The sequence below is a fragment of the Streptomyces avicenniae genome, assembly GCF_000719135.1.
GTDB classification, from domain to species: Bacteria; Actinomycetota; Actinomycetes; order Streptomycetales; family Streptomycetaceae; genus Streptomyces; species Streptomyces avicenniae.
Window position 1 is genome coordinate 218326 of record NZ_JOEK01000002.1, and the last position, 25560, is coordinate 243885.

Below are 25560 nucleotides of genomic sequence, written 5' to 3' on the forward strand. Positions count from 1 at the left end.
TACCGAAATCACTCCCCGGGGTGACCGGGTTGACCAGGGTGACCGGCGGGCGGGGTCAGGGCTGGTGCCGGTGGAAGCCGCGGCCGGTCTTGCGGCCGAGGTCGCCCGCGTCCACCATGCGGCGCATCAGCTCGGGCGCGGCGAACTTGGGGTCGCGCGACTCGGCGTGGATGTTGTCGGTGGCGTGGAGCAGGACGTCCACGCCGGTGAGGTCGGCGGTGGCCAGGGGGCCCATGGCGTGGCCGAAGCCGAGGCGGCAGGCGAGGTCGATGTCCTCGGCGCTGGCGACGCCCGACTCGTACAGGGCGACGGCCTCCATGACCAGCGCGGTGATGAGCCGGGTCGTGACGAAGCCCGCCACATCACGTTCGACCACGACGCAGGTCTTGCCGCACGACTCGGCGAAGGCGCGGGCCGTCGCCAGGGTCTCGTCGCTGGTCCGCAGGCCGCGGACGAGTTCGCACAGCTCCATCAGGGGCACGGGCGAGAAGAAGTGCGTGCCGACGACGCGTTCAGGCCTGCGGGTGACGGCGGCGAGCTTCGTGATGGGGATCGCGGAGGTGTTGGACGCGAGGACGGTGTCGTCGCCCACGAGGCCGTCGAGGCTGCGGAAGATCGCCTGCTTGACCTCGACCTGCTCGAAGACGGCCTCCACGACGAGGTCGGCCCCGGCGGCGGCGTCGAGGTCGGTGGCGGTGGTGATGCGGGCGCGCGCCGCGTCCGCCGCGTCCTGCCCGAGCCTGCCCTTGCCCACGAACTTCGCCCACGACGCGTCGATCCCGGCCAGGCCGCGCGTGAGGGCGGCCTCGGTGGTGTCGATGAGGGTCACCTCCCAGTCCGCCTGGGCGGCGACCTGGGCGATGCCGGACCCCATGAGTCCTGCTCCGACGACGGCGAGCTTCCTGGTCACGTGAGATCTCCCTTGATCCGGACGGAACGACGGGCTCGGGAGGCACGACCTTAGCGGGCGCGGCGCGCCCCGGGGGACGAAAGAGACACGCGTCACCCGTGGGGCGCGGCGGCAGGAACGCTCGTCAACTCTGCTTATCGCACGAGATGTTGGCGCTGCTGCGGCTCGGCGTCGAAGGGCCTCGGCTCTCCGTGGGGCCACCGTCCCGGGTGCCGTTCGGGTGCCACGAGGACCGCGCCGTGGCGGAGCCCAGGCAGGGTGCGGCGGTCGGCGTCGGGCAGCGGCCCGGCCAGCGAGCGGTGCACGCCGTACGGGGCCTGGACGGGAGGGGCGGACGGGAAGGTCAGGAGACGGCGGGCCTGCGGGCGTAGTCGCGCGCCGTGGGGGCGAGCAGGCTCTCGGCGACGTCCAGTTCGCGCAGCATCCGGGCGGCGATCTCGTCCACCGGCGTACCGGCGAGGGCGCCCTCGCCCGCGATCCGGTAGACGCTGTTGACGAGCCACATGAGGATCCCCGCGACCAGCTTGGGCGTCGGGTCGTCCGGGGCCGCGCCCGCCTCCTCGCGCAGGGTCTCGGTCAGGCGGTCGCACATGCGGTGGTGCATGCGTTGCAGCCGGGACATCAGGGTCGGGGAGCCGAACAGGACGCGCATGAAGCGGTCGTAGCCGCCGGTCAGGCCGACCCAGGGCTGGCGGGTCTCGATGTCGGCGCGCGCGGCGCGCAGGATCGCCTCGGCGGCCGACTCGCCGGGGGCGCGCCCGCGGACGCGCAGGGAGGGGCGTTCGACCTGCTCGTCCTCCCGGTCGAGGAAGAGGTCCTCCTTGGCCGGGAAGTAGTTGTAGACGGTGTTCACCGAGACGTCGGCGGCCTCGGCGATCTCGGCGACCGTCACGACGTCGAAGCCCCGTTCGAGGAACAGCCCGGTGGCGACATCCGACAGATGCTGCCGCGTCTGCTGCTTCTTGCGCTCCCTGAGCCCGGTCACGAGGCCGATCGTACCTGGCCTTGAGCTGCTTAAAAAATAGTGACATTGCAAATTTAGAGCGACTCTGCTTTTCTCTCGGGCATGGAGACGATCCTCAGCACGCACGGGCTCGCCCGGACGTTCACCACCAAGCGCGGCACCGTCGAGGCGGTGCGCGGCATCGACATGACCGTGGAACGGGGCGAGATCCTCGGCTTCCTCGGCCCCAACGGGGCGGGCAAGAGCACCACCCTGCGCATGCTCACCACCCTCCTGCCCCCCACCCGCGGCACCGCCACCATCGCCGGGCACGACCTGGCCCGCGACCCGGTGGCCGTCCGGCGGCGCATCGGGTACGTCGCGCAGCGCAGCGGCGTGGCGGCCGACGAGACGGTCCGCGACGAGCTGGTCTTCCAGGGCCGCCTGTACGGCCTGACCAGGGAGGACGCCGTCCGGCGCGCCCTGGAGCTGGCGGACGACCTGGACCTCGCCGACCTGCTGGACCGCAAGGGGGCCGCCCTCTCCGGGGGCCAGCAGCGCCGCCTCGACATCGCGCTCGCCCTCACCCACCGGCCCGCCGTCCTCTTCCTCGACGAGCCGACGACCGGCCTCGACCCCGGCAGCCGCGCCGCGCTGTGGGACCTGATCCGCCGCGTGCGCGACGAGCAGCGGACCACCGTCTTCCTGACCACGCACTACCTGGACGAGGCCGACGCCCTGTCCGACCGGCTCGTCGTCGTGGACGGCGGCCTCGTCGTCGCCGAGGGCACGCCGCTCGACCTCAAGACGCGGTACGGCGGCTCGCCCGACGCCGGGCTCCAGGACACGTTCATCGCCATCACGGGCCACGGCCCCAAGCCCGCCGAACCGGCGCCCCTCGCCCTGTGACCACGCCGCCCCGTACGACAGAAGGACGTTCCCCCATGCCCAGCCTGTTCACCGAGACCGGCGTCGTCTTCGGCCGCTACCTCCGGCAGACCCTGCGCTCCCGCATCAGCGTGATCTTCGGACTGATGCAGCCGCTGCTCTTCCTCGTCTTCTTCGGGCCGCTGCTGCGCGACGTGCCCCTCGGCGGCGAGGGCGACTCCTGGCAGACCCTCGTGCCCGGGCTGCTGATCCAACTCGGCCTGTTCAGCGCGGCGTTCGCGGGCATCGGCGTCATCATCGAGAAGCAGCTCGGCATCATCGAACGGATGCGCGTCACGCCGGTCAGCCGGTCGGCCCTGCTGTTCGGCCGGGTGCTGCGGGACGTCGTCCAGCTGCTGGTCCAGTCGCTGCTGCTCGTCCTGCTCGGCATCGCCTTCGGGCTGCGTGCACCCGTCGCGGGGGTGCTGATCGCGTTCCTCCTCGTCGGCCTGATGGGCGCGTCGCTGGCGTCGCTTTCCTACGCGTTCGCCATGCGGGTGCGGACGGCGCAGGAGTTCGCGCCCGTCGTCAACTCGATCAACCTGCCCGCCATGCTGCTGTCCGGCATCCTGCTCCCGATGGCCCTCGCGCCCGGCTGGCTCGACACCATCTCCCGCTTCGTGCCGTTCCGTTACGTCGTGGAGGCCATCCGCGCGGTGTTCGTCGGCGACTACGGCGACGCGGCCGTCCTCCAGGGCACGCTGGCCGTCGCCGTGCTCGCCGCCGTCTCCCTCACGGCGGGCGTCCGGCTGTTCGGCAGGGCCGACGCCTGACCGGGGCGGCGACGGGCCTCTACCCTCGTGCCATGGTCAACCTGACGCGGATCTACACCCGCACCGGAGACAGCGGCACGACGGCGCTCGGCGACTTCAGCCGCACCGCCAAGACCGACACCCGCATCGCCGCCTACGCCGACGCGAACGAGGCGAACGCCGTCATCGGCACGGCGCTCGCGCTCGGCGACCTGGCCGAGGACGTCCGCACCGTCCTCGTCCGGGTGCAGAACGACCTGTTCGACGTCGGCGCCGACCTCTCCACCCCGGTCGCGGAGAACCCGGCCACCCCGCCGCTGCGCGTCCTCCAGACGTACATCGACCGCCTCGAAGCCGACTGCGACCGCTACCTCGCCGAACTGGAGGCGCTGCGCAGCTTCATCCTCCCGGGCGGCACCCCGGGCGCGGCCCTGCTGCACCAGGCGTGCACGGTCGTCCGCCGGGCGGAGCGCTCCACCTGGGCCGCGCTGGAGGAGCACGGCGAGACGATGAACCCGCTCGCCGCGACCTACCTCAACCGCCTCTCCGACCTGCTGTTCATCCTCGCGCGCGTGGCCAACAAGGACTACGGCGACGTCCTGTGGGTCCCCGGCGAGAACCGCTGACCCCCACCCCGGCCACGCCGCCCGCGTGGGACGGCCGATGCTCACCTCCGGGCCACGGCCGTCCCGGTGACGGGCGGGGAAGGCACACGGGGAGCGTGGCCCCGGTGGTACGAGTCGCGTGCGGGCGGGCCTAGTCGCTGTCGAGGTCTTCCCCGAAGGTGACGGCCAGTTCGGTGGTGAGGGCATCGGCCAGTTGGAGCGACTGGGCCCGGTCGATGACGATCCGCTTGAGCGCGGAGAGGCCGCGGAGCTGGGAGAGGGTGTTGCCCCGCAGGTCCAGGCCGCGGTGGTTCCCGCCCTCGAACTCGGTCAGCCGCAGATCGCAGCCGTCGATCAGGACCCGGCCCAGGTCGGCGGCGGCGAAGGTGGTCTCGCGCAGCGAGCACCGGGAGAAGATCACGGGTCCTGTGGCCCGGACGCGGGTGAGGACGCTGTGGTCGAGCTTGCAGTTCTCGAACAGCACGTCGTCCAGCGTGACGTCCTCGAACATGGCGCCCATGAGCCTGCTGTCGCGGAAGACGGCCCGGGAGATCCTGCTGTCGGTCCATCGCAGGGAGGCCAGATCGCAGCCGGTGAACTCCACCGAGTCCACGCGAAGCTTCTCCAGGTGGGCGCGCCGGGCCTTCAGGCCGGTGACCCGGCCGTCGAGCAGGTGGACGTCGGCCAGGTCGAGCGCACGCAGGTCGCCGTCGGCGTAGTGGAACCCGGCCACCCGGCCACGGCCGCCGTCCAGCGAGGTGACAGGGGAGAGACGGAGGCCCGGCTCGTCCAGGGCGGGCAGCGTGACGCTCGTGCGGCGGATCGTGCGGGTGTCCATCGACAGCCTTTCAGGCGGCGGCGCGGTCGTCGGCGCTGCCGGCACGCACATGGCCCGCCGGCAGCGTCGCGGCTACTTCTTCTTGTTCCAGTTGTCCCAGGTCGGGCGGTTGTCGAAGGGGGCGGGGGTCTTCGCCCAGTTGTCCCACGTGGGCCTGTTGTCCCACATGCCTTCGACGACCGCCGGACGCGGGGCGTCGTGCGTGGCCGCCAACTCCATCACGACGAGGGCGTCGGATGTGGCAAGTCGGTCCAGGATCGTCATGCTGATGCCTCCTTGGTTGCGAGCGCGGAGAGGGCCGTGACCAGGGCCTGCCGGGAGACCCGGCAGTAGTGGGTTTCGGTGGTCGTGAGACTGCCGTTCTCGAAATAGCGGTTGGCAGCCTGGGCGCCACGACAGAAGTCGAAGAACGCACACTCGGTCTGGCAGCGGTCCAGACCGGTGAGGAAGTCACGTACATAGCGCAGCCGGTGGGCGTTGCCGAGAATCTCGGTCAGGGGACGATCCAGGATGTTGCCGGCCACGAAGTCGCCGTACTCGGGCGCCCTGGTGTCGGCAAGCTCCGGCGAGAGCAGGACCACGTCGCCCTTCCAGGAGACGGTGGGGATCGGGTCGAGGCGGCGCCGTTCCCACTCGGCTCTCCGTCCGGAACGGATCAGCTTCAGATACTCGGCCAGGCGTTCGATCTCTCGGACCGGTGGGGCGCCGGGGTGCTCGCGGGTCCAGGTGAGGATGCGGCGCCAGAACTCCTCGGACTGGCCCACGGTGGGTGGCTGCCGGTCGGTATTGACTCCTTCGATCTCCTCGATGTTGAAGCCCGTCGAGTGGCCCCCCAGGGTGGCCTGGAACTCCATCAGCCTCTCCGGCATCGCGATGCCCATGGCGCCGACCACAGAGATCACGGAGAACTCGATGCCATGCTCACGCAGCAGCGAGATGCCGCGCAGTATGCGGTCGAAGGCCGGCTTGCCGCGAAGATCGAGGCGCTCGGCATTCACGGCGGCCGGCCCGTCGATGCTCACCCCGACCCGGATGTCATACGCGCCCAGCAGATCGCACCATGCCTCGCTGATGAGCGTCGCGTTGGTCTGGACGTAGTGATGGACCCGACCCGAACGGCGCAACTCCTCGAACGGCGCGAGCAGGGATGCGAACTTCTCTCGCCCCACGGCGAGTGGCTCCCCGCCGTGCCAGACGATGCCGGTCGGCTGGCCGCTGTCCTCGAACCGGGCCACCGCCCGGGCCAGGGCCTCGGCCACCTCCAGAGGCATCTGATGTTTGAGCTTGCGAAAGGGCAGGTAGCAGTACCGGCAGTCCAGATTGCACCAGGTCGTGGGCTGAATCACCACCGTCTGCGGGGCCGCGAACCACTTCCGGTAACGGGCACGCCATGGGGACGGGCAAGGGCGCATCGAAGTCCTCTCCTCAACGGACAGGGAACGTCGCCGCCCCGTGCACGAAGCTGCGGATCGGCGTGTGACCACCATCCACGCGGTGATGAGCTATACGCCGTGACAATCTGTTGTCATTGCCGGTGACATGTCATCATCGTGCGTTGACACCCCGGCGAAGCGCGCGTATCTGCAGGTCCGTTCGCCTGATCCTGGTGGACTATCGTGGCCAAGGTGCCCCGCTCGATTCTGATCCACGACGGCCGGACCGCCCGCGACATCGGTCTGGTGTACTGCTGCTCCGGCTACCTCGTCGAGGGCGGCAAAGTACTGCTCGTGCACCACAACCGCTTCGACAAATGGGTCCCACCCGGAGGGCACATCGAGCCCGGGGAGTCCTTCGCCGGCACAGCTGTGCGCGAGTTCAAGGAGGAGACCGGACTGCTGGTGGAGGCGATCTCCAGCCAACCCGCCATCCATCCAGCCGATCACAACGCCACCCCTGAACCCGTGCCCTTCTACGTGGACATCGAGCGGGAGGGATTCCCCACCCCGGCGTTGGTGCAGTTCTTCTATGTACGGAGGCAGCCAGGCACCCACGGGCAAGCAGTGAAGGCCCAGTTCGACGAGGTGCACGGAGCGGCCTGGTTCGGCTTGGAGGACATCGAGAACCTCAAGACCTTCGAACAGGTCCGCTCCCTCGCACGGTTCGCGCTCCTCAACTACCCGGTGTCCGCGGAACGGGCCGCCTCTTAGGCGACCGTCCTACCGCCCCGCGAGGCGATATCCGCTGGAACCATCGATGGTGGCGGGCAGGAGGAGCCGAGCCGGAGCGCCACCGAAGGCGACGGAGATCGCCTGGTTCAGCCGCTGAACGTACTTCGGCACCGACGACGGCGCCACGTAGAGCATGCCCGCGATACGTTCCTTCGCGAGGCCGTCCTCAGGCGCGTCGTACAGGACCTTGATCAGGTCGAACAGACGCTCCGACAGCTCGCAGATCACCTCCCCTCCGCCGTCGCGTGCCCCGAGGAGAACCTTGCGCCCCGGGCCGAGCGCGACGTGCTCGATGACCCTCTCCGGCGATTCCTCCGCGCCCCGGTCCTCCGGGATGCTGTCGTCCAGACTCAGCCGCGCCGAGCGCCGTATTGCCTCTTCGTAGGCCGACACGGTGTAGTACGCGGCCCGGATAGTGGCGCGTTTCCCCGAAGCGCCCGGCTCGTTCCACATCCCGGCCTCCGCGTCCCAGAGGTCGTTCATCAGGCGCCATGCCTTCGTGAGCCGGGCATCTCGTGGGCTGGCGCCGGCCCGAATGGCCCCTTGGGTGCACAGGGCGTACGCCAGGTGCTCCCACGCGGTGCCCTGCACGTCCTTGTCGTCCTCGACGAAGGTCTCCCATCGGTGGTGGTTGCGCAGCAACCACCGGCCAGCCTCGTTGACGGCGTCGGAAAGCCGTTTCGTCTGCACCGGCCCGTGCACTCCGCCGACCTCCCGTGGGTCGTCCCGGTACGCGGGCTCGCCGTCGGGCCCGATACCTGAATTGACCGCGGCCAATGCCAACAGGCACAGCGCGGTCTTGCTTGGGCTCGGATCGGTGTCGATGTAGGTGCGCCACCCCCATGCTCCGCTGGGGCGCCGGTGGTAGAGCAGGCCGTGCACGCCGTGGTCGATCAGCGGCTCGACCCGCTCAAGAAGGCTGCCGCTCTCCACCCCGCCGGGCAGGACGAGTCCCGGGCCGAAGGAGTGAAGGACGTCTCGGAGCTGAGCGAGCGCATGAACGGCGAGGGCCGTCTGGTGCAGCGAGGTGTCGTCGAGCCGGAGCACCTCGGGCCAACCGTGATCCACCTGGTGATCCTCAAGTCGCCCGACACACCATGCCGCGGTCTCCGCGACCCCGTCGTGCTGGAAGAAGCGGGGGTGGGACAGCAGGCCGGCCAGGCCGAAGGCGATGAATCGGGTGTGCTCCCCACGGCCCCCCTTGTCACGGGGACGGCAGTGCTCCGCGATGGCGCCGGTCAAGAAGTCCAGCGCCTGACGTACCGGTTGGCCGGCGATGCCGGCGGCCCGCAGGATGGGCAGGACTTCACTGGTGTTGACGATCGACGAGACGGAAGTGAGTGTCAGGCCCCATCCGCCGTCGTGGCCCTGGTGGCGCAGCAAGGTACGGGCGGCCTCGCCCGCCCTGGGCTCGAATGCGCTCAGCCCCGCACGCGTTCTCTTCACGATTCGCCTCCGCCGCCGACCGCTGATGGCTCCCCGGGAACGTACCCGGCTCGACCGGCAGAGACCCGCGTTCACGCCCAGCTCGCCGCCGTGCACGGTCATGAAGCATGCGAAGCAGCAAGGCTCCGCCCCGGAGGCAGAGGAAGGCGGCGGGTCGGCCCAGCACCCTCACGGAGACGCTGCCCCAGATCAACACGGGACGCTGCGCTCGTAACTCCGGGCTCATCGCGAACCGCTGCCCATCTCCGCCCTGATGACCTACGTCTGACGCAGACCGCGGCCGACAACCTCCTCCGCGCCCGAGGTGCGACCGGCTCAGCGGGGCACCTCGGTGTCGCGGGCCGTCCCCACCGGCGCGGGGGCCTCGGCGGCCTCGGCGGGGGGCCGCTTCTGCCAGATCGAGTAGGTGGCCGCCACGACCCCGTGGATGAGCACCGCCCGCAGGGCGGCCGACTGCGTCGCACGCAGCCGATCCCGCCCGGCCACGTCGCCTATGAGCCACAGCATCGCCTCCAGCACGCCGATCGCTATCAGCGCGCCCGCCAGCGTCATCGCCCACAGCCGCCACTCGTGGCGCGCCCGCGCCGCCCCGTACCTCGGCGGCTTCTGCGGGCGCGGCCCGCCTCCCCACCAGTGCGCCGCATGCCCGTCCGCCCAGTGGATGACGTAGTGCCCGTACGCCACGGTGAAGCCGAGGTACAGCGCCGACAGACCGTGCGCCCACGACGGCTCGCCGCCCGAGCGTAGATCCACGACCGTCACCGTCAGCAGCACGAGGTCCACCACCGGCACGCACAGCAGCAGCACATTGCTCAACCGCCGCCTGCGCAGCACGTAACGCGTCACGAGCCCGCCGCCGAGCACCACCCAGAAGGCGATCTCCGCCGCGAGAATCAGCCCGATACCCACGTCTCCCCCGATCTCCGCCACCAGGCAGGCAGCCCCTGCCCTACACCCAGCCTTCCGCCGCGCCCGCCCCGTTCCGTCATCGGAAATGACGATCCAGGCTGCAACTTTCGATGTAGCCCCGGCCGCGACGCCGCCCGCCTGTGCTGAGATGGACGGCATGCCGGGACCACGCACCCGCCCCCACCGCACCGACGCCCTGATCGCCGCCACCGGCCTGACGGGCGGCCTCGTCATGTGGTGGCTCGGCCTCTACTCCAGCCCCGCGCTGGCGCAGGGGCGCGAGAACTGGGTCCTGCTCCCCCTGGCCGTCATCTGCGCCGCCGCGCTGCTGCGCAGGACCTGGCAGCCGGGCGCGCTCCTGCTCGGCTGCGCCGCCGTCGTCGCCGACCAGGCCACGGGCTCGCTGGTCGTGACCGTCGCGCTGTTCACCGACCTCTGCTACGCGGCCGTGATGTACGGGGCGCCGCGCGTCGCCCGCGCCGTCCCGATGGCGTCCATCGTCCTGAGCGTCGTCGGCACCGGCCTCCTCCTCGTCCTGCTGCGCGACCCGCAGGCCCTGCTGCTCGGCGCGGTGCTCGGCCTGGTCACGGCCGGCTCCGCGTTCACCGGGGCGATCACCCGCGCCCACCGCGACGACGCCGCCGCCGAACGGCTCCGCGCCGAACAGACCCGCCTGCTCGCCGAACTCGACCGCACCCAGGCCGTCACGGCGGAACGCTCCCGCGTGGCCCGCGAACTGCACGACGTGGTCGCCAACCACCTGTCCGCCATAGCCCTCCACTCGACGGCCGCCCTGTCCCTCGACGAACCCGCCGTCACCCACCACGCCCTCGGCGTCATACGCGAGAACTCCACCCAGGGCCTCACCGAGATGCGCCGCCTCATCGGCCTGCTGCGCGACGGCACGCCCGAGGCGCCGTCCCCGGCCCCCAGCCTCGACGGCCTCACCGCCCTGATCACCCGGGCGAACGAGTCGGGCGCCGCCACCGGCCTGCGCTTCACCGTCCACGACAACCGCCCGGACGCCCCCCTGCCCGCGCCGGTCGAGCTCGCCGCCTACCGCATCGTGCAGGAGTCCCTGGCCAACGCGGTGAAGCACGGCGCCCCCGGCGGCGCGGCCGTCCGCCTCGATGTCCACGACGACACCCTGCGCGTCGAGATCACCAGCCCGTACGGCGAGCGGCGGCGCGCCACCGACGTGCCCGGCACGGGCACCGGCCTCACCGGGATGCGCGAGCGCGCGGCGCTCCTCGGCGGCGCGCTGACGGCGGGACGGGACGGCGGCGCCTGGCACGTCCGCGCCGACCTGCCGCTCGACCCGCGGGAACGGCAGGAACCCCCGGAGCCCCCCACCCCGGCCGAGACCGCCCCACGCCCCGAGGGGAGCGCCCGCCCATGACGATCCACGTGCTCGTCGCCGAGGACCAGGCCGCGGTACGCCAGGGGCTCGTCCTCATCCTGGGCGCCGCCCCCGGCATCGAGGTGGTGGGGGAGGCCGCCGACGGAGAGCGCGCCGTACGGCTCGCCCGCGAGCTGCGCCCCGACCTCGTCCTGATGGACGTCCAGATGCCCCGCCTCGACGGCGTCTCCGCCACCGCCGCGATCACCGCGGAACGCCTCGCCGAGGTGCTGGTCCTCACGACCTTCGACTTCGACGCGTACGTCTTCGGCGCCCTGCGCGCGGGCGCGGGGGGCTTCCTGCTGAAGGACAGCGACGCCGAGACGCTGATCGCGGCCGTCCGCGCCGTCGCGGCGGGCGAGGGCGCGATCGCCCCGGCCGTCACACGGCGGCTGATCACCGAGTTCGCCCGCACGGCGCCACGCGCGCCGTCCCCCGCCGCCGCCAGGGTGCCCACGCTCACGCCCCGCGAGCACCAGGTGCTGGCCCACGTCGGCGCGGGCCTGTCCAACGTGCAGATCGGCCGCCGCCTCGGCATGGCGGAGGCGACCGTGAAGACGCACGTCAGCCGCCTGCTCGGCAAGCTCGACCTGCGCAGCCGCGTGCAAGCCGCCGTCCTGGCCCAGGAGTTGGGTCTGACGCCGGACGCCCGCTGATCCCGGCCGCCGCGCCACCCCCCGGACGGCTCAGCACCCCGCGCCGATCGGCGGGACCCTGCCGAGACTGAGCCCATGGGAGAACACTCGAAACGGCGCGGCGGTCAGGCGACGGCCGAGCGCGTCCGCGGCCCCGAGGGCGCCGCCCGGCGGGCGAGCCGCCGCCTCGAACGCCTCACCGGGCACCCCGTGGACGGCGTCTCCGCCGTCTCCGCGGAGGACCACGGCTGGCGCGTCGCGCTCGACGTCCTCGAAGTCCCGCGCATCCCGGACACCACCAGCCTGATGGCCACCTACGAGGTGGACCTCGACCAGGACGGGAGACTCCTGCGCTTCCGCAGGGTCCGCCGCTACCGGCGCGCCGCGTCCGACGACTGACGCACCCCTCCGGCACCGCTTGGCGCCACCCCGCGAAGGAGCACCCGCATGACCGTGGCCACCCCCTACCCCGACACCCTCACCTGCGCACCCCGCTCGGGCACCCTCTACGACGTCATCGACATCATCCTCGACCGCGGCATGGTCATCGACGTGTTCGTACGCGTCTCGCTGGTCGGCATCGAGATCCTGCGCGTGGACGTCCGCGTCGTCATAGCCAGCGTGGACACGTACCTGTACTTCGCCGAGGTCTGCAACCGGATCGACCTGGAGGCGGACGACCGGGCGCAGTCCCTGCCGAACATCAGGGGCGGCGCCAAGGCCCCCCACCCGCCCGTCCGCCACCGGGCCGCCAAGAAGGTCAAGAAGACGGCGGGCTCGGGCCGCAAGAAGGCGAAGAAGGTCAAGGACACCCTCACGCCCGGCCACCACCGGCACCACCACCACGAGCACCACCACGACGACGACGGAGGTGACGAATGAGCGCGCTGTACGTGTACGGCGTCGTCCGTCCCGGCCATCCCCTCCCGGCCGGGGCACGGGGCGTCGGCGACCCCCCGGCGCGCCTGCGTGTCGTGGGCGACGGCGCGCTCGCCGCCGTCGTCAGCAAGGCGCCGCCCGACCTGCTGGCGCGCCGCCGCGACCTCGTCGCGCACCAGGAGACGCTGCTCGCGCTCGCGGCGGACGGCCCCGTGGTGCCGATGCGCTTCGGCGTCGTCGCCCCGGACCGCGCCACGCTCGTGGACCGCCTCGCCGCGTCCCTGGACACGCACCTGCGCGCGCTCGAACGGCTCGACGGGCGGCTGGAGATGAACGTGAAGGTCTTCCCCGTCGAGGCCGCGCTCGCCGGGCTGCTGCGGGCGGACGCCACGCTGCGCTCGCTCCGCGAGCAGGCACGCCGCCGCCCCGGCTACGAGACCAGCGTCCGCCTCGGCGAGGCGGCGACGGACGCGCTGCGGCGGCTCGCCACCACGGCGGCGGCGCCGGTGCTGCGGGCACTCGGCGCGTTCGCGGAGGCCGTCTCGCCCGGTCCCGAGGTGCCCGGCTGCGTCGGCAACACCTCGTTCCTCGTACCGCGCGCCGCCGTCGCCGACTTCGGCGCGGAGGCGGCCCGCCGCACGGCGGAGGTCGCCGCGCGGGCCGAGCTGCGGGTCACCGGCCCGCTGCCCTGCTTCAGCTTCGCCGACACGGGGACGGCCGCCGAGGCCGCGCCCGCGCCCGCCGGACCGCCCCCCGCCACGCTCGCCGGGCGGTCCTGACATGGGCCTGCTCTCAGGACTGCTCCTGCTGCCGCTGGCTCCCGTCCGCGGCACCGCGTGGGTGGCCGAGCGGATCGCCGAGGCCGCGGACAAGGAGACGAGCGACCCGGCGCCCGTCCTCGCCCGAATCACGGCGCTGCACCGGGCGCTGGACGAGGGCGAGATCGGCGAGGCGGAGTTCGAACGCGAGGAGGAGGCCCTCCTGGTCGAGCTGCAACGCCGCCGGGCGGCGTCCGCCCCGCCCCCCACCCAACCGAGCAGGAAGGCCCTGAACTGATGGACACCACCAAGGCGGCGCTGGCCGCGGGCATCGCGGGCGGCTACCTGCTGGGACGCCGCCGCAAGGCCAAGCTCGCCTTCGCCGTCGCCACCTACGCCGCCGGGCGCCGCTTCGGGCTGAGCCCCCGGGGGATGGTCGGCGCGGGCGTGCGGAAGATCCAGGAGAACCCGCAGTTCGCCGAGGCCACCGAGCGGCTGCGCAGCCAGTTCCTCGACGCCGGGCGCTCGGCCGCCCACCAGCAGATCGGCACCCTCGCGGACACGCTGCACGAGAGGACCGAGTCGATCAGCGGCTCGCTCGGCGCCGACGAGCACGAGGACAAGGACGAGACGCCGCCGGAGGGGCGGAAGCCCCGGGAGAAGCAGGAACCGGAGGACGAGCACGAGGACCACCCGGACGACGAGGACCAGGACGAGGACGAGGACCAGGAACCTCACGACGAGCACGAGGACCACCCGGACGACGAGGACCACGACGAGGACGAGGGCGAGGACGAGCAGCCCCAGGCGCGACGGAGCAGCCACCGGCACCGCGACCGTTCCGGACGTGGCAAGGCTCCGGCGGACGACGGCGACGACAGCGACGACGGCGACGACGGCGACGACGGCGACGACGGGCCGGACGACGAGGAGGACGCCGTGGACCACAGCCACGACGACCAGCCGCCGCCCCGGAAGCAGCGCAAGAAGGCCGCCGCGGCGAAGGCGGCCCACACGAGGAAGGCGGCGGGCGCCAGCAAGCGGGCCGCCCGTGCCACCTCCCGACCCCAGCGTGAGAGGTAGCCGACATGGCGAACAGCGACACGGCCGACCAGGACAGCAAGGGCGGCAAGGACGGCAAGGGCGGCGCGTCCGACGTGCTCACCCAGAGCATGGAACGCCTCGGCCACGAGCTGACCGGCTTCCTCACGGCGCAGATCCACCGGCTCGCGGACCGGGCCGGGGGCAAGCTCGGCGGCGTGGCCGGTCAGGTCGGGCAGAACGCGCTGCACCCCACGCAGCTGCCGAAGACGGGCGCGAAGCTCGCGGGTGCCGGGGCGAGCAAGGCGAAGGACTCGGCCGTCGGCTCGGTGAAGAAGGCGGTCCCCGGGATGGGCGGCGGGGACGACGACGACAGCGGCGGCGACGACGACGGGGGCGGCAAGGGCGGCGGGAAGGGCAAGGGCGGCAGCGCGGGCGGCAAGTTCACCAGCATCATCGAGACCATCGACGTCGGTCTCCCCCTGAGCGACTGCTACCGCCACTGGACGTCGTACGAGGACTTCGGCGACTTCATGAAGGGCGTGCAGAGCGTCCAGCGTTCCGACGAGACGACCACCGACTGGAAGCTGAAGGTCGGCCCCTCCAGTCGCGGCTGGAAGGCCACCGTCCAGGAGCAGATCCCCTACGAGCGGATCGAGTGGACGTCCGAGGGCGCCCAGGGCAGCACCACCGGCGTGGTCTCCTTCCACGAGCTGGCGCCGAAGCTGACGCGGATCGTGCTCGTCGTCCAGTACTACCCGGCGGGCTTCTTCGAGAAGACGGCCAACATCTGGCGCGCCGCGGGCCGCCGCATCCGCCTCGACCTCAAGAACTTCCAGCGCTACGTGACGCTGGAGGCCGACGAGGTGCCCGAGGGCTGGCTCGGCGAGATCCGGGACGGCGAGGTCGTCCAGGACCACGAACCGGACGACGAGGACCAGGGGGACGACGACCAGGACGACCAGGACGAGGAAGAGGACGACGAGGACGACGAGGCCGAAGACGAGGAGAAGCGGTGACCCTCCCCCTGGAGCCCGTGGACACCTGCGACACGCTCACGCACCGCGCCTCGGGCCCGTCCAACCTCGCCGACATCCTCGAACGCATCCTCGACAAGGGCATCGTCATCGCCGGTGACATCAAGATCGACCTGCTCGACATCGAGCTGCTGACGATCCGCCTGCGGCTGTTCATCTCCTCCGTCGATACCGCCCGCAAGGCGGGCATCAACTGGTGGGAGACCGAGCCGTCGCTGTCCACCACGGCCGCACGCGACGCCCTCGTGGACGAGAACCGTCTGCTGCGCGAGCGCATCGCCGACCTGCAACAGGAGATCACCGACCGCCCATGACCGCACCCGCCTCCTCCCCCGCGCCCCCAGGGACCGCCACGTCGGCGTCCGCCACCTGCGTCTTCGCCGTCTGCCCCCGCGCCGCCGAGGGCGCCCTGGCCGCCGCGCTGGCGTCCGTCCCCGGCCACGTCACGGCCACAGGACCCGTCCGCGCCCTGGCCGCCGGGCCGCTCACCGCGGTCGTCCAGGACGTGCCGGCCGAGGCGTTCACCCCCGAGGCGCTGCGCGAACGGCTCGCCGACCGCGCGGCGCTCGAACAGTACGCGCGGGCCCACGACGAGGTGGTCGCCGTCACGGCGGCCACCGCCCCGGCCGTCCCCCTCCCCCTCGCGACGCTCTACCTCGCGGACGGACGGGCCGCCGACGCGCTCGTCGCCGACGCCGCCCGCCTCCTGACCGTCCTCGACCGCGTCACCGGCCGCGAGGAGTGGGGCGTCAAGCTGACGCTCACCGGCCGCGCGACGGCGCCCCCGCCGGAACCCGCCGCCGCACCGGCCCCTGCGCCCACCCCTGCGCCCGAGCCGTCGGGCCGCGCCTACCTCGACCGCGTACGCGGTCGGCAGCGCGCCCGCGAGGACCGGCAGCGCGCCGCGTACGACGCGGCCGAGCGCGTGGACGCCCGCCTGCGCCCCCTCGCCACCGCCGCCCGCAGGCTGCGCCTCCAGGGCGACGGCGCGCAGGGCGGCCCGCAGCCGCAGGTGTTCAACGCCGCCTACCTCGTGGACCGCGCCCGCGCCGCCGAGTTCCGCGCCGCCGTGGCGGCCCTGCGGCAGGCGCCGGAGATCGCGGAACGGCTGCGGATCGACCTGACCGGCCCCTGGGCGCCCTACTCGTTCACGGGTGAGGACCATGACGACACCCACGGCTGAACCCGTCGCGTGGAAGGGCCCCGACGGGCCCTACGGACCGATCGGCGTCCCACTGGTTGACCTGCTCGACCGGGTCCTCGGCTGCGGGGTCGTCATCAGCGGCGACCTGGTGATCGCCATCGCCGAGGTGCCCCTCGTGCGGCTGTCGCTGCACGCGCTGCTGGCCTCGGTCTCCGAGCGCGTGCCGTCGCCCTGGGCCGACAGCGGGCCGCTGTGAGCGGGGCACGGGACGTGCTGGCCGCCACGGCACCCGGCGGCGCGCCCGCGCGGCTCGACATCGACGGGCCGAGCGTCGGACGCGACCTCGCCGCGCTCGTGCTCACGATCGTGGAACTGCTGCGGCAGCTCATGGAACGGCAGGCGGTCCGCCGCGTCGAGGCGGGCGAGCTGACCGACGAGCAGGTGGAGCGCGTCGGCACCACCCTGATGCTGCTGGAGCGGCGGATGGAGGAGCTGCGCGACCAGTTCGGCCTGACGGCCGCCGACCTCAACCTCGACCTCGGCCCCCTCGGCTCGCTGCTGCCGCGGGACTGACACCCCACGGGCGCGGGAACGCGAAAGGCCCGGCTCAGGCGACGTTCACCCGTTGTCCGGGTGGCGCCGCCTCCAGCCAGGCCAGGAAGCCGGTGAGCGCGTCCTCGCTCATCGCCAGCTCGATGTCCCATTCCTCGTGGCGACAGCTGAGGACGACCGCGCCGGGCAACAGCGCCAGCTCCTCGTCGTCGGCCGGGCGCCGCCGCTCCCGTACCTCGATACGGTCGCGCTGGAGGGTACGCCGGGGACGCGGCGCGTAGGAGAAGACCCGGAACCACTCGACGTGGTCCCCGTTGTAGCGGGCGACGCCGTACAGCCAGCCCTTGCCGGACGGCTGCCCCGCGCGCACGGTGAACCGGGCGCTGCAGTCGAACGTGCCGCCGGAGCGCTGGATCAGCCTGCGCCGCAGTCCGAAGCCGAAGAGCCCGAGAACCGCGAGCAGGAGCACCGCCCCCACGGACACGAGCAGGACGACGACCATGGGTGACGACCTCCTCGCCTCGTGCCGTGTGTCTCGCGCCGGATACCCCTGGTGTGCCTGGTGATGCGTCAGCGATCCACCGACACGGCACGCAGGCGGACGTCGGCACGCCGCTCGGCCTCCGCGTCCTCCTCGGCACGGGCCTGCTCCAGGGCACGCTGGGCACGCTCGACATCGATCTCGTCGGACAGCTCGGCGATCTCGGCGAGCAGCGACAGCTTACCGTCCGTGTACGACAGGAAACCGCCGTGCACGGCCGCGGTGACCGTGCCGGTGCCGCTCTCGCCCGCCGTGCGGATGGTCACGGGGCCCGACTTCAGCACGGCAAGCACCGGCTGGTGGCCGGGCATGATGCCGATGTCGCCCGCGGTGGTCCGCGCGACGACCAGGCTCGCCTCGCCGGACCAGACCCGGCGGTCGGCGGCGACCAACTCGACGTGCAGCTCAGCCACGATGGCTCCCTCACTTCCGGATATCCACCTGGATATCGCCGGCTAGTCGAAGAATAGATGGGGTGCGCGGACGTCCGTGGGGCGGGGGCTCCCTGTCGGGGTGGGCCCCCGCCCCGGGACGGACGCGGTCCGCGGCCCGGCGGTCGGCCGGGCGCCGGTGTCAGGAGACGCCCAGCGCCTTGGCCTTGGCCTTCAGGTCGTCGAGGCCACCGCACAGGAAGAACGCCTGCTCGGGGAAGTGGTCGTACTCCCCGTCCGCGATGGCGTTGAACGCGGCGATGGACTCGTCCAGCGACACGTCCGAGCCGTCCATGCCGGTGAACTGCTTCGCCGCGTGGGTGTTCTGCGACAGGAAGCGCTCGATACGGCGGGCGCGGCTGACGGTGAGCTTGTCCTCCTCGCCCAGCTCGTCCATGCCGAGGATGGCGATGATGTCCTGGAGGTCCTTGTACTTCTGCAGGATGTTCTTGACGCGCGAGGCGCAGTCGTAGTGGTCCTGCGAGACGTAGCGCGGGTCCAGGATGCGGGACGTGGAGTCCAGCGGGTCCACGGCCGGGTAGATGCCCTTCTCCGAGATCGGACGGGAGAGCACCGTCGTCGCGTCGAGGTGGGCGAACGTGGTGGCCGGGGCCGGGTCCGTCAGGTCGTCGGCGGGCACGTAGATCGCCTGCATCGAGGTGATCGAGTGGCCACGGGTCGAGGTGATGCGCTCCTGGAGCACACCCATCTCGTCCGCCAGGTTCGGCTGGTAGCCCACCGCGGAGGGCATGCGGCCCAGCAGGGTGGAGACCTCGGAACCGGCCTGCGTGAAGCGGAAGATGTTGTCGATGAAGAACAGCACGTCCTGCTTCTGCACATCGCGGAAGTACTCCGCCATGGTCAGACCGGCCAGGGCGACGCGCAGGCGGGTGCCCGGCGGCTCGTCCATCTGGCCGAAGACGAGGGCGGTCTGCGGGAGCACGCCGGACTCGGCCATCTCCGCGATCAGGTCGTTGCCCTCACGGGTGCGCTCGCCGACACCGGCGAACACGGAGACGCCCTCGTGCAGCTTCGCCACACGCATGATCATCTCCTGGATGAGCACGGTCTTGCCCACCCCGGCGCCGCCGAACAGGCCGATCTTGCCACCCCGGACGTACGGGGTGAGCAGGTCGATGACCTTCAGACCGGTCTCGAACATCTCGGTCTTCGACTCAAGCTGGTCGAACGCGGGCGCCTGCCGGTGGATCTCCCACCGGTCGGTGATCTCCGACTCGGCCTCGGGCTCGTTCAGGATGCGGCCCAGGGTGTTGAAGACGCGGCCCTTGGTCACGTCGCCGACCGGCACCGTGATGCCCTTGCCGGTGTTCGTGACGGGCGCCTGGCGGACCAGGCCGTCGTTCGGCTCCAGGGCGACGGTACGGACCATGCCGTCACCGAGGTGCTGCGCGACCTCAAGGGTCAGCGTCTTCGTCGCACCGGCCTGCGCCGGGTCGGCGATGTCAACGGTCAGCGCGTCGTAGATCCCGGGCATGGAGTCCACGGGGAACTCCACGTCCACGACCGGGCCCCTGACCCGCGCGATGCGGCCCGTGGCCGTGGCCTGCGTGGGGGCCGACTCAGCAGCAGTAGTCATGATCAGCGTTCACTTCCCGCGGTCGCGTCGGCCAAGGCGCTCGCGCCACCGACGATCTCGGTGATTTCCTGGGTGATTTCGGCCTGGCGGGCCGCGTTCGCAAGCCGGGTGAGCGACCGGATCAGGTCCTCGGCGTTGTCGGTCGCGGACTTCATCGCCCGGCGGGTGGCGGCGTGCTTGGAGGCCGCCGCCTGGAGCAGGGCGTTGTAGATCCGGCTCTCGACGTAGCGCGGCAGCAGCTCGTCCAGCACGCGTTCGGCCGACGGCTCGAACTCGTACAGCGGCTGCGCCTGGTTGCCGCGCTGGAACGTCTCGGCCGACTCCTCGGCGGAGCGCTCCAGCGTGAGCGGCAGCATCCGGGTCTCGACCGGCCGCTGCGTCATCATCGAGATGAACTCGGTGAAGACGATGTGCAGCTCATCGACGCCGCCCTCGTCCGTGTCCCGCTGGATCGCCTCGATGAGGGGCTCCGCCACGGCCTTGGCGTCGGCGTACGTCGGGCTGTCCGTGAAGCCGGTCCACGACTGGCGGACCGGCCGCTCCCGGAAGCCGTAGTACGAGACACCCTTGCGGCCGACGATGTAGGCGTCCACCTGCTTGCCCTGGGCGACCAGCTCGCTGGTCAGGTGCTCGCCGGCCTTGATGGCGTTGGCCGAGTAGCCGCCGGCCAGACCGCGGTCGGACGTGATCAGCAGCACCGCCGCCCGCCGGGGCCGCTCGGCCTCGGTGGTCAGCGGGTGCTTGACGCCCGCGCCGTGCGCGACGGCGGTGACGGCCCTGGTCAGCTCGTCGGCGTACGGCGCCGACGCGGCCACCTTGCGCTGCGCCTTGACGATGCGCGAGGCCGCGATCATCTCCATGGCACGCGTGATCTTCTTGGTGGCCGTGACGGACTTGATCCGCCGCTTGTATACGCGAAGCTGAGCGCCCATGGGTCAGTCCTCGCCCAGCAGCTGGCCGTCCGCCGTCTCGAACTGCCGCTTGAACTGGGTGACGGCGGCGCGGACGGCGTCGAGCGTGTCGTCCGACATCTTGCCGCCCTCGCGGATGGAGGTCATGAGGTTCTTGTGCTCACGGCCCAGGTAGTCCAGCAGCTCCCGCTCGAAGCGGCGGATGTCGCCGACCGGGATCTCGTCCATCAGACCGCTGGTGCCGGCCCAGACGGAGACGACCTGGTTCTCGGTCGAGAACGGGTTGTACTGGTCCTGCTTCAGCAGCTCGACCATGCGCTGGCCGCGGGCCAGGGACGACTTGGACGCGGCGTCCAGGTCGGAACCGAAGGCGGCGAACGCCTCCAGCTCGCGGTACTGCGCGAGGTCCACGCGCAGCGAGCCGGTGATCTGCCGGATCGCCTTGTGCTGCGCGGAGCCGCCGACGCGGGAGACGGAGATACCGACGTTCAGCGCCGGGCGCTGGCCCGCGTTGAACAGGTCGGACTCCAGGAAGCACTGGCCGTCGGTGATGGAGATGACGTTGGTCGGGATGAACGCCGACACGTCGTTCGCCTTGGTCTCGACGATCGGCAGACCGGTCATCGAGCCGGCGCCCATCTCGTCGGAGAGCTTGGCGCAGCGCTCCAGCAGGCGGGAGTGCAGGTAGAAGACGTCGCCCGGGTACGCCTCGCGGCCCGGCGGGCGGCGCAGCAGCAGCGAGACGGCGCGGTAGGCGTCGGCCTGCTTCGACAGGTCGTCGAAGACGATCAGGACGTGCTTGCCGTCGTACATCCAGTGCTGGCCGATGGCCGAGCCGGTGTACGGGGCGATGTACTTGAACCCGGCCGGGTCGGACGCGGGGGCCGCCACGATGGTGGTGTACTCCAGCGCGCCGGCCTCCTCCAGGGCGCCGCGCACGGACGCGATGGTGGAGCCCTTCTGGCCGATCGCCACGTAGATGCAGCGGACCTGCTTGTTCGGGTCGCCGGAACGCCAGTTGTCGCGCTGGTTGATGATCGTGTCCACCGCGAGGGCGGTCTTGCCGGTCTGCCGGTCGCCGATGATCAGCTGACGCTGGCCGCGGCCGATCGGCGTCATGGTGTCCACGGCCTTGTAGCCGGTCTCCATGGGCTCGTGCACCGACTTGCGCTGCATGACCGAGGGGGCCTGGAGTTCGAGGGCGCGGCGGCCCTCGGTCTCGATCTCGCCGAGGCCGTCGATCGGGTTGCCCAGCGGATCGACGACGCGGCCGAGGTATCCCTCGCCGACGCCGACCGAGAGCACCTCGCCGGTACGGCGTACCGGCTGGCCCTCCTCGATGCCGCTGAACTCGCCGAGGACCACGGTGCCGATCTCCCGCTCCTCAAGGTTGAGGGCGAGGCCGAGGGTGCCGTCCTCGAACTCCAGCAGTTCGTTCGCCATGGCCGAGGGCAGCCCCTCGACCAGCGCGATGCCGTCACCGGCAACGCTGACCGTCCCGACCTCTTCCCGCGAGGCCGCGTCCGGCGTGTACGACTGGACGAAGTTCTCCAGTGCGTCCCGGATCTCATCCGGCCGGATCGTGAGCTCCGCCATCTGGGTTCCCTGCTCTCCTTGTTGGGCCCGTACGTTCGTTCCGTCTACGGCCCAACCGGGCCGCTGGTCCTGCAATGTTCGATCGACGTGCGATCGGCCGCGCGTGACGCTCGCGGCGCGTGCCGCCCGGACGGTCAGCCGGCGAGGCGCCGGTTCACGTCGTCCAGGCGGTCGGCGATGGTGCCGTGGATGACCTCGTCCCCGATCCGGACCGAGATCCCGCCGACGACGGCGGGGTCCACGTCCAGGTTGAGCTGGATCGGCCGGCCGTAGAGCCGGGCCAGGACGCCGCCCAGCCGGTCCCGCTGCCCGTCGCTCAGCGGTACCGCCGTGGTGACGACCGCGACCGAACGGCCGCGGCGCGCCGCCGCCAGCGTGGACAGGGATTCGAGTCCCGCCTCCAGGCTACGGCCTCGCGGCCGTTCCACCAGGCGGGCGACCAGTCGCCGTGTGACCTCGTGGGTCCGGCCGCCGAGCAGTTCGGCGACGAGGCCCGCACGGGCCGTGACGGCGGCCTGCTCGGTGTTCCTGGCGGCGAGCGCCGCGCGCAGCTGCGGCGCGGTGGCGACGATCCGCGCGAAGCGGAACAGCTCGTCCTCCACCGCGTCCAGGCCCCCGGCCCGCTCCGCGGCGATGAGGTCGGCGCTGTCGGCCAGTTCCTCGACCGCGTCCACCAGGTCGCGGGAGGCGGACCAGCGGGACCTGACCATGCCGGAGACCAGATCGACGGCCTCGCCGGAGACCTGGCCGGTCAGCAGCCGCCCGACCAGTCCCGCCTTCTCCTCGCCCTGCTGGGCGGGGTCGGTCAGCACCCGGCGCAGCGCGACCTCGCGGTCGAGCAGGCCGGTGACCGCGGCCAGGTCGGCGGCGAGGGCCGCGGCGTCGAGGGACGTGTTGTCGGCCAGGGCGTCAAGCCCTTCCCTGGCCGCCTCCAGCGCCTCGCGGCTCGCTCCGTTCATGCGGTCACGCTTCCCTTCCGGCCCGGTGGACCGCGCTGGCGGTGGTCATCGGCCCGCCTCTGAGCCGCTGGTCACGCCGGACTCGGCGCGGTCCTCCAGCTCGTCGAGGAAGCGGTCGATGGTCCTGCTCTGCCGGGCGTGGTCCTCCAGGGACTCACCGACGAGCCGACCGGCCAGATCGACGGCGAGCTTGCCGACGTCCTGCCGCAGCTGCTCGGCGGCCTGCTTGCGATCGGCCGCGATCTGGGTGTGACCGGCGGCGATGATCTCCTCGCGCTGCCGCTGGCCTTCCGCACGCATCTCGGCGATGAGCGCGGCGCCCTGCTCCTTGGCCTCCTGGCGCAGCCGGGCGGCCTCGTGACGGGCCTCGGCGAGCTGCTCCCGGTAGCTCTCCAGCGTCTGGCGGGCCTCGGCCTGGGTGGCCTCCGCCTTCTCCATACCGCCTTCGATGGCCTCGCGGCGCTCCTCCAGCGTCTTGTTGATGCTGGGGAGGAGCTTCTTGTAGAAGACGAAGAAGATGACCGCGAAGCAGAAGAGCCCGATGAAGACCTCGGGCCACACCGGCAACAGCGGGCTCTGGGGTCCCTCGCTCTCCGCGAACAACATGGTGGTTGACCTCTCGTCGGTTGTGGCTCGGGGTGCTGGGATCAGATGGCGAACGCCAGCACGAAGCCCATCAGCGCCAGCGCCTCGATGACGGCGAAGCCGAGCAGCATGTTGGTACGGATGAGACCGGCGGCCTCGGGCTGCCTGGCCATGGCCTGAACGCCGTTACCGAACACGATGCCGACGCCCACACCGGGGCCGATGGCCGCGAGACCGAAGCCGATGGTGTTGACGCTGCCTTCGACGGCGGCAAGGGTTTCGAAAGCGGACATGTCGGTGGTTCCTTCTCTGTGGTGGGCCGGTGGGGGGTTGGCCCACCGGTGGGTCGTGCGCTCGGGAAGGTCGTGCTGACTCTCAGTGCGCTTCTTCGAGCGCCTGGGAGAGGTACGTGGCGGTCAGGACGGTGAAGACGTACGCCTGGAGCGCCTGGATGAAGAGCTCGAAGACGGTCAGCACCAGCGCCAGGACCAGCGCCGGGACCGCGTAGACGGTGCCGACGACCGTGCCGGACATGTACCAGGCCGCGGTGATGAACAGCAGCAGCAGCAGGTGGCCGGCGAACATGTTGGCGAAGAGCCGCACCGCCAGGGTGAACGGCCGCAGGAAGACGTTGGAGATGAACTCGATGGGCGTCAGGACGACGTAGATGCCCTTGGGCAGGCCGCTCGGGACGCAGAGGTTGCGCAGCCCGCCGACGAAACCGTTCGTCTTGAAGGTCACCGTCATGTAGACGACCCACACCGTCACCGCGAGTGCGGCCGGGAAGGCGATCGCCGAGGTGACGGGGAACTGGGCGAACGGGATGACCGCCCAGATGTTCATGACCCAGACGAAGAAGAACAGCGAGACGAGCAGCGGGACGTACGGCTCGCCCTTCTTGCCGATGATCTCGCGCGCGATGCCGCGGTGCACGAAGTCGTAACCGGCCTCGGCGACCATCTGGAGCTTGCCCGGCACGATCTTCGGCTTGGCGAACGCCGTCCAGAAGAAGGCCAGGATCGCCAGCGTGCCGAGCAGCGCCAGCAGCATGATCTTGTTGAACTCGATCGGGCCGACGCTGAAGATCGGGTCGAAGATGAACGACCACACCGACGGAGCGGGGAAGCCGCATTCCTGGAACAGATGGCAATCGGTCTCGAAGGCGAGCAGCTGATCGTTACTCACCGTGAGCTCCCTCGGCGTGACGCATGAATACGGCTACCTCGATGTGTCGGCGTGGCAGCGTGCCACGGGACGGCACTGGACTGGGTGTGGCGGAATGCGGGCCGGTCAGCGTGCGCGCGACTGTCCCGCACAGCCCGCGCGGCATCGCTCCGGCTTCCGGCGACGGACGATAGCAGCCCGCGACGACACCGGTTATCCACCCCTCGTCCCGGCTCATGGCCGACCGCCGCGTGCCGGGGCGTCCGACTCCGGCTGGACGTAGGGGGTCTTGAGCGTCAGATGCACCCGGACGGTGCCGCCGAGCCACGCGACGATGCCCACCACGACACCGGCCGCGAACGCGCCTCCGTTGAGGAACGAGGCGTCGCGCAGCAGGAGGAGGAGACCGAGGAGCAGCCCCATCTGGGTGGTGTAGATCAACATCGCGGCGCCCATGAAGAGTTCGGGCCAGCGGTCGCCGACCGCGCCGAGCGAGACCATGCCGAGCGCGAAGAACGCGGCGGCGACGAGTACGCCGAGCGCGACCCCGACGGCGCCGTCAGCGGCGGCCGTCACCGCGCCGACGGCTACGGCGAGCACACCTACCGCGGCAGTGGGGATCGCGGCGCCGCGGATGATCCGGGCGTCGTTGGACTGCATGGAAGTGTTTCTCCGGCGGGGCTTCGGGGACGTGTCGTCTTCGACGTTGACGGTGTCCGACAGGCTCTGGCGATCGCGCCGGGGGACGTCGCGCGATCCTCCGTGCCGGCCGGTTCGCGCGGGGCGTGACCACCGCGCCCGACGGGCGGGTGTTCGCAAGTCCGGCGTGTGAT

The 25560-nt window shown here is 71.6% G+C and carries 33 protein-coding genes; 16 read left to right on the plus strand and 17 right to left on the minus strand.

What is annotated here, in order from left to right; all coding sequences use genetic code 11:
* Positions 1-55: 55 nt before the first annotated feature.
* Both IF27_RS05010 and IF27_RS05020 read right to left on the minus strand, forming a co-directional pair.
* Positions 56-910 carry a 3-hydroxyacyl-CoA dehydrogenase family protein gene (locus IF27_RS05010; protein ID WP_052848104.1) on the minus strand — a complete coding sequence of 285 codons (855 nt, stop codon included), beginning with the start codon at positions 908-910 and terminating at the stop codon, positions 56-58.
* A gap of 343 nt (positions 911-1253) precedes the next feature.
* The gene (locus IF27_RS05020) at positions 1254-1895 is read right to left on the minus strand and encodes a TetR/AcrR family transcriptional regulator (protein WP_052848106.1); all 642 of its coding nucleotides are present in this window, start codon (positions 1893-1895) and stop codon (positions 1254-1256) included.
* An 81-nt stretch (positions 1896-1976) separates the two neighbouring features.
* Here IF27_RS05020 and IF27_RS05025 point away from each other — a divergent pair, with 81 nt between their 5' ends.
* Genes IF27_RS05025 through IF27_RS05035 form a run of 3 tightly spaced genes read left to right on the plus strand, consistent with a single transcriptional unit; the run spans position 1977 to position 4158 of the window.
* The gene (locus IF27_RS05025) at positions 1977-2762 is read left to right on the plus strand and encodes an ABC transporter ATP-binding protein (protein WP_052848107.1); all 786 of its coding nucleotides are present in this window, start codon (positions 1977-1979) and stop codon (positions 2760-2762) included.
* A gap of 35 nt (positions 2763-2797) precedes the next feature.
* The gene (locus IF27_RS05030) at positions 2798-3553 is read left to right on the plus strand and encodes an ABC transporter permease (RefSeq protein ID WP_052848108.1); all 756 of its coding nucleotides are present in this window, start codon (positions 2798-2800) and stop codon (positions 3551-3553) included.
* A 32-nt stretch (positions 3554-3585) separates the two neighbouring features.
* Positions 3586-4158, plus strand: a complete 573-nt coding sequence (locus tag IF27_RS05035) for a cob(I)yrinic acid a,c-diamide adenosyltransferase (RefSeq protein ID WP_052848109.1) — start codon at positions 3586-3588, stop codon at positions 4156-4158.
* Positions 4159-4288: 130 nt separating this feature from the next.
* On the opposite strand, the gene IF27_RS05040 is transcribed toward IF27_RS05035, so the two are convergent.
* The 3 genes from IF27_RS05040 to amcB all read right to left on the minus strand — a co-directional run bounded on the left by IF27_RS05040 (position 4289) and on the right by amcB (position 6462).
* Complete coding sequence (locus IF27_RS05040; protein ID WP_052848110.1) at positions 4289-4975, minus strand: pentapeptide repeat-containing protein; 687 nt, start codon at positions 4973-4975, stop codon at positions 4289-4291.
* A 72-nt stretch (positions 4976-5047) separates the two neighbouring features.
* Entirely contained in the window at positions 5048-5239 is a 192-nt protein-coding gene (gene amcA, locus IF27_RS05045; RefSeq protein WP_052848111.1) for a multiple cyclophane-containing RiPP AmcA, read from the minus strand.
* Positions 5236-6462 carry a cyclophane-forming radical SAM peptide maturase AmcB gene (gene amcB, locus IF27_RS05050; RefSeq protein WP_338058192.1) on the minus strand — a complete coding sequence of 409 codons (1227 nt, stop codon included), beginning with the start codon at positions 6460-6462 and terminating at the stop codon, positions 5236-5238. The genes amcA and amcB overlap by 4 nt, the downstream gene beginning before the upstream one ends.
* Positions 6463-6600: 138 nt before the next feature.
* On the opposite strand from amcB, the gene IF27_RS05055 reads away from it, so the two are divergent.
* Entirely contained in the window at positions 6601-7122 is a 522-nt protein-coding gene (locus tag IF27_RS05055) for an NUDIX domain-containing protein (RefSeq protein ID WP_190232815.1), read from the plus strand.
* A gap of 9 nt (positions 7123-7131) precedes the next feature.
* Here IF27_RS05055 and IF27_RS05060 read toward each other — a convergent pair whose 3' ends face one another.
* A complete protein-coding gene (locus IF27_RS05060; protein WP_052848114.1) occupies positions 7132-8589 on the minus strand; it encodes a prenyltransferase/squalene oxidase repeat-containing protein in 1458 nt (485 codons plus the stop codon).
* A 315-nt stretch (positions 8590-8904) separates the two neighbouring features.
* Positions 8905-9498 (minus strand): hypothetical protein, encoded by a 594-nt coding sequence (locus tag IF27_RS05065; protein WP_052848424.1) that lies wholly within the window; start codon positions 9496-9498, stop codon positions 8905-8907.
* A 157-nt stretch (positions 9499-9655) separates the two neighbouring features.
* On the opposite strand from IF27_RS05065, the gene IF27_RS05070 reads away from it, so the two are divergent.
* From IF27_RS05070 to IF27_RS05125, 12 genes are all read left to right on the plus strand, one after another.
* Positions 9656-10897, plus strand: coding sequence for a sensor histidine kinase (locus IF27_RS05070; RefSeq protein WP_052848425.1), 1242 nt, complete (start codon positions 9656-9658; stop codon positions 10895-10897).
* Positions 10894-11553 carry a response regulator gene (locus IF27_RS05075; protein WP_052848115.1) on the plus strand — a complete coding sequence of 220 codons (660 nt, stop codon included), beginning with the start codon at positions 10894-10896 and terminating at the stop codon, positions 11551-11553. Before IF27_RS05070 ends, IF27_RS05075 begins: the two co-directional genes overlap by 4 nt.
* Positions 11554-11628: 75 nt before the next feature.
* Positions 11629-11931, plus strand: a complete 303-nt coding sequence (gvpO, locus tag IF27_RS05080) for a gas vesicle protein GvpO (RefSeq protein WP_052848116.1) — start codon at positions 11629-11631, stop codon at positions 11929-11931.
* A 48-nt stretch (positions 11932-11979) separates the two neighbouring features.
* Positions 11980-12414: a gas vesicle protein GvpJ gene (gene gvpJ, locus IF27_RS05085; protein WP_052848117.1), complete on the plus strand. Its 435-nt coding sequence runs from the start codon at positions 11980-11982 to the stop codon at positions 12412-12414.
* Entirely contained in the window at positions 12411-13190 is a 780-nt protein-coding gene (locus IF27_RS05090) for a GvpL/GvpF family gas vesicle protein (protein WP_052848118.1), read from the plus strand. Before gvpJ (IF27_RS05085) ends, IF27_RS05090 begins: the two co-directional genes overlap by 4 nt.
* 1 nt (position 13191) lies before the next feature.
* Positions 13192-13467, plus strand: a complete 276-nt coding sequence (locus IF27_RS05095; RefSeq protein ID WP_052848119.1) for a gas vesicle protein GvpG — start codon at positions 13192-13194, stop codon at positions 13465-13467.
* Positions 13467-14252 (plus strand): hypothetical protein, encoded by a 786-nt coding sequence (locus IF27_RS05100; RefSeq protein ID WP_052848120.1) that lies wholly within the window; start codon positions 13467-13469, stop codon positions 14250-14252. The genes IF27_RS05095 and IF27_RS05100 overlap by 1 nt, the downstream gene beginning before the upstream one ends.
* 5 nt (positions 14253-14257) lie before the next feature.
* Positions 14258-15229 (plus strand): SRPBCC family protein, encoded by a 972-nt coding sequence (locus tag IF27_RS05105; protein WP_052848121.1) that lies wholly within the window; start codon positions 14258-14260, stop codon positions 15227-15229.
* Between the two features lie 8 nt (positions 15230-15237).
* Complete coding sequence (gene gvpJ / locus IF27_RS05110; protein ID WP_052848426.1) at positions 15238-15561, plus strand: gas vesicle protein GvpJ; 324 nt, start codon at positions 15238-15240, stop codon at positions 15559-15561.
* Positions 15558-16430, plus strand: a complete 873-nt coding sequence (locus IF27_RS05115; protein ID WP_052848122.1) for a GvpL/GvpF family gas vesicle protein — start codon at positions 15558-15560, stop codon at positions 16428-16430. Before gvpJ (IF27_RS05110) ends, IF27_RS05115 begins: the two co-directional genes overlap by 4 nt.
* Complete coding sequence (locus IF27_RS05120; protein ID WP_052848123.1) at positions 16411-16647, plus strand: gas vesicle protein; 237 nt, start codon at positions 16411-16413, stop codon at positions 16645-16647. The genes IF27_RS05115 and IF27_RS05120 overlap by 20 nt, the downstream gene beginning before the upstream one ends.
* A gap of 17 nt (positions 16648-16664) precedes the next feature.
* On the plus strand, positions 16665-16964 hold the full coding sequence (locus IF27_RS05125; protein WP_052848427.1) for a gas vesicle protein K: 300 nt from the start codon (positions 16665-16667) through the stop codon (positions 16962-16964).
* Positions 16965-16998: 34 nt separating this feature from the next.
* Here the strand turns inward: IF27_RS05125 and IF27_RS05130 are convergent, their stop codons facing one another.
* The 10 genes from IF27_RS05130 to IF27_RS05175 form a co-directional block, all read right to left on the minus strand.
* A complete protein-coding gene (locus IF27_RS05130; protein WP_052848124.1) occupies positions 16999-17445 on the minus strand; it encodes a DUF2550 domain-containing protein in 447 nt (148 codons plus the stop codon).
* A 68-nt stretch (positions 17446-17513) separates the two neighbouring features.
* Positions 17514-17897, minus strand: a complete 384-nt coding sequence (locus tag IF27_RS05135) for a F0F1 ATP synthase subunit epsilon (protein ID WP_052848125.1) — start codon at positions 17895-17897, stop codon at positions 17514-17516.
* A 160-nt stretch (positions 17898-18057) separates the two neighbouring features.
* Positions 18058-19512: a F0F1 ATP synthase subunit beta gene (gene atpD / locus IF27_RS05140; RefSeq protein WP_052848126.1), complete on the minus strand. Its 1455-nt coding sequence runs from the start codon at positions 19510-19512 to the stop codon at positions 18058-18060.
* 2 nt (positions 19513-19514) lie between these two features.
* A complete protein-coding gene (locus tag IF27_RS05145; protein ID WP_052848127.1) occupies positions 19515-20444 on the minus strand; it encodes a F0F1 ATP synthase subunit gamma in 930 nt (309 codons plus the stop codon).
* A gap of 3 nt (positions 20445-20447) precedes the next feature.
* Positions 20448-22019 (minus strand): F0F1 ATP synthase subunit alpha, encoded by a 1572-nt coding sequence (atpA, locus tag IF27_RS05150; protein ID WP_052848128.1) that lies wholly within the window; start codon positions 22017-22019, stop codon positions 20448-20450.
* Between the two features lie 134 nt (positions 22020-22153).
* On the minus strand, positions 22154-22978 hold the full coding sequence (locus tag IF27_RS05155) for a F0F1 ATP synthase subunit delta (protein WP_052848129.1): 825 nt from the start codon (positions 22976-22978) through the stop codon (positions 22154-22156).
* A 45-nt stretch (positions 22979-23023) separates the two neighbouring features.
* Positions 23024-23584 (minus strand): F0F1 ATP synthase subunit B, encoded by a 561-nt coding sequence (locus tag IF27_RS05160; RefSeq protein WP_052848130.1) that lies wholly within the window; start codon positions 23582-23584, stop codon positions 23024-23026.
* A 41-nt stretch (positions 23585-23625) separates the two neighbouring features.
* A complete protein-coding gene (gene atpE, locus IF27_RS05165) occupies positions 23626-23856 on the minus strand; it encodes an ATP synthase F0 subunit C (RefSeq protein ID WP_052848131.1) in 231 nt (76 codons plus the stop codon).
* A gap of 82 nt (positions 23857-23938) precedes the next feature.
* Positions 23939-24748, minus strand: a complete 810-nt coding sequence (gene atpB, locus IF27_RS05170; protein ID WP_052848132.1) for a F0F1 ATP synthase subunit A — start codon at positions 24746-24748, stop codon at positions 23939-23941.
* A 213-nt stretch (positions 24749-24961) separates the two neighbouring features.
* Complete coding sequence (locus tag IF27_RS05175; RefSeq protein ID WP_052848134.1) at positions 24962-25387, minus strand: Cg1360 family ATP-synthase-associated protein; 426 nt, start codon at positions 25385-25387, stop codon at positions 24962-24964.
* Positions 25388-25560: the final 173 nt, after the last annotated feature.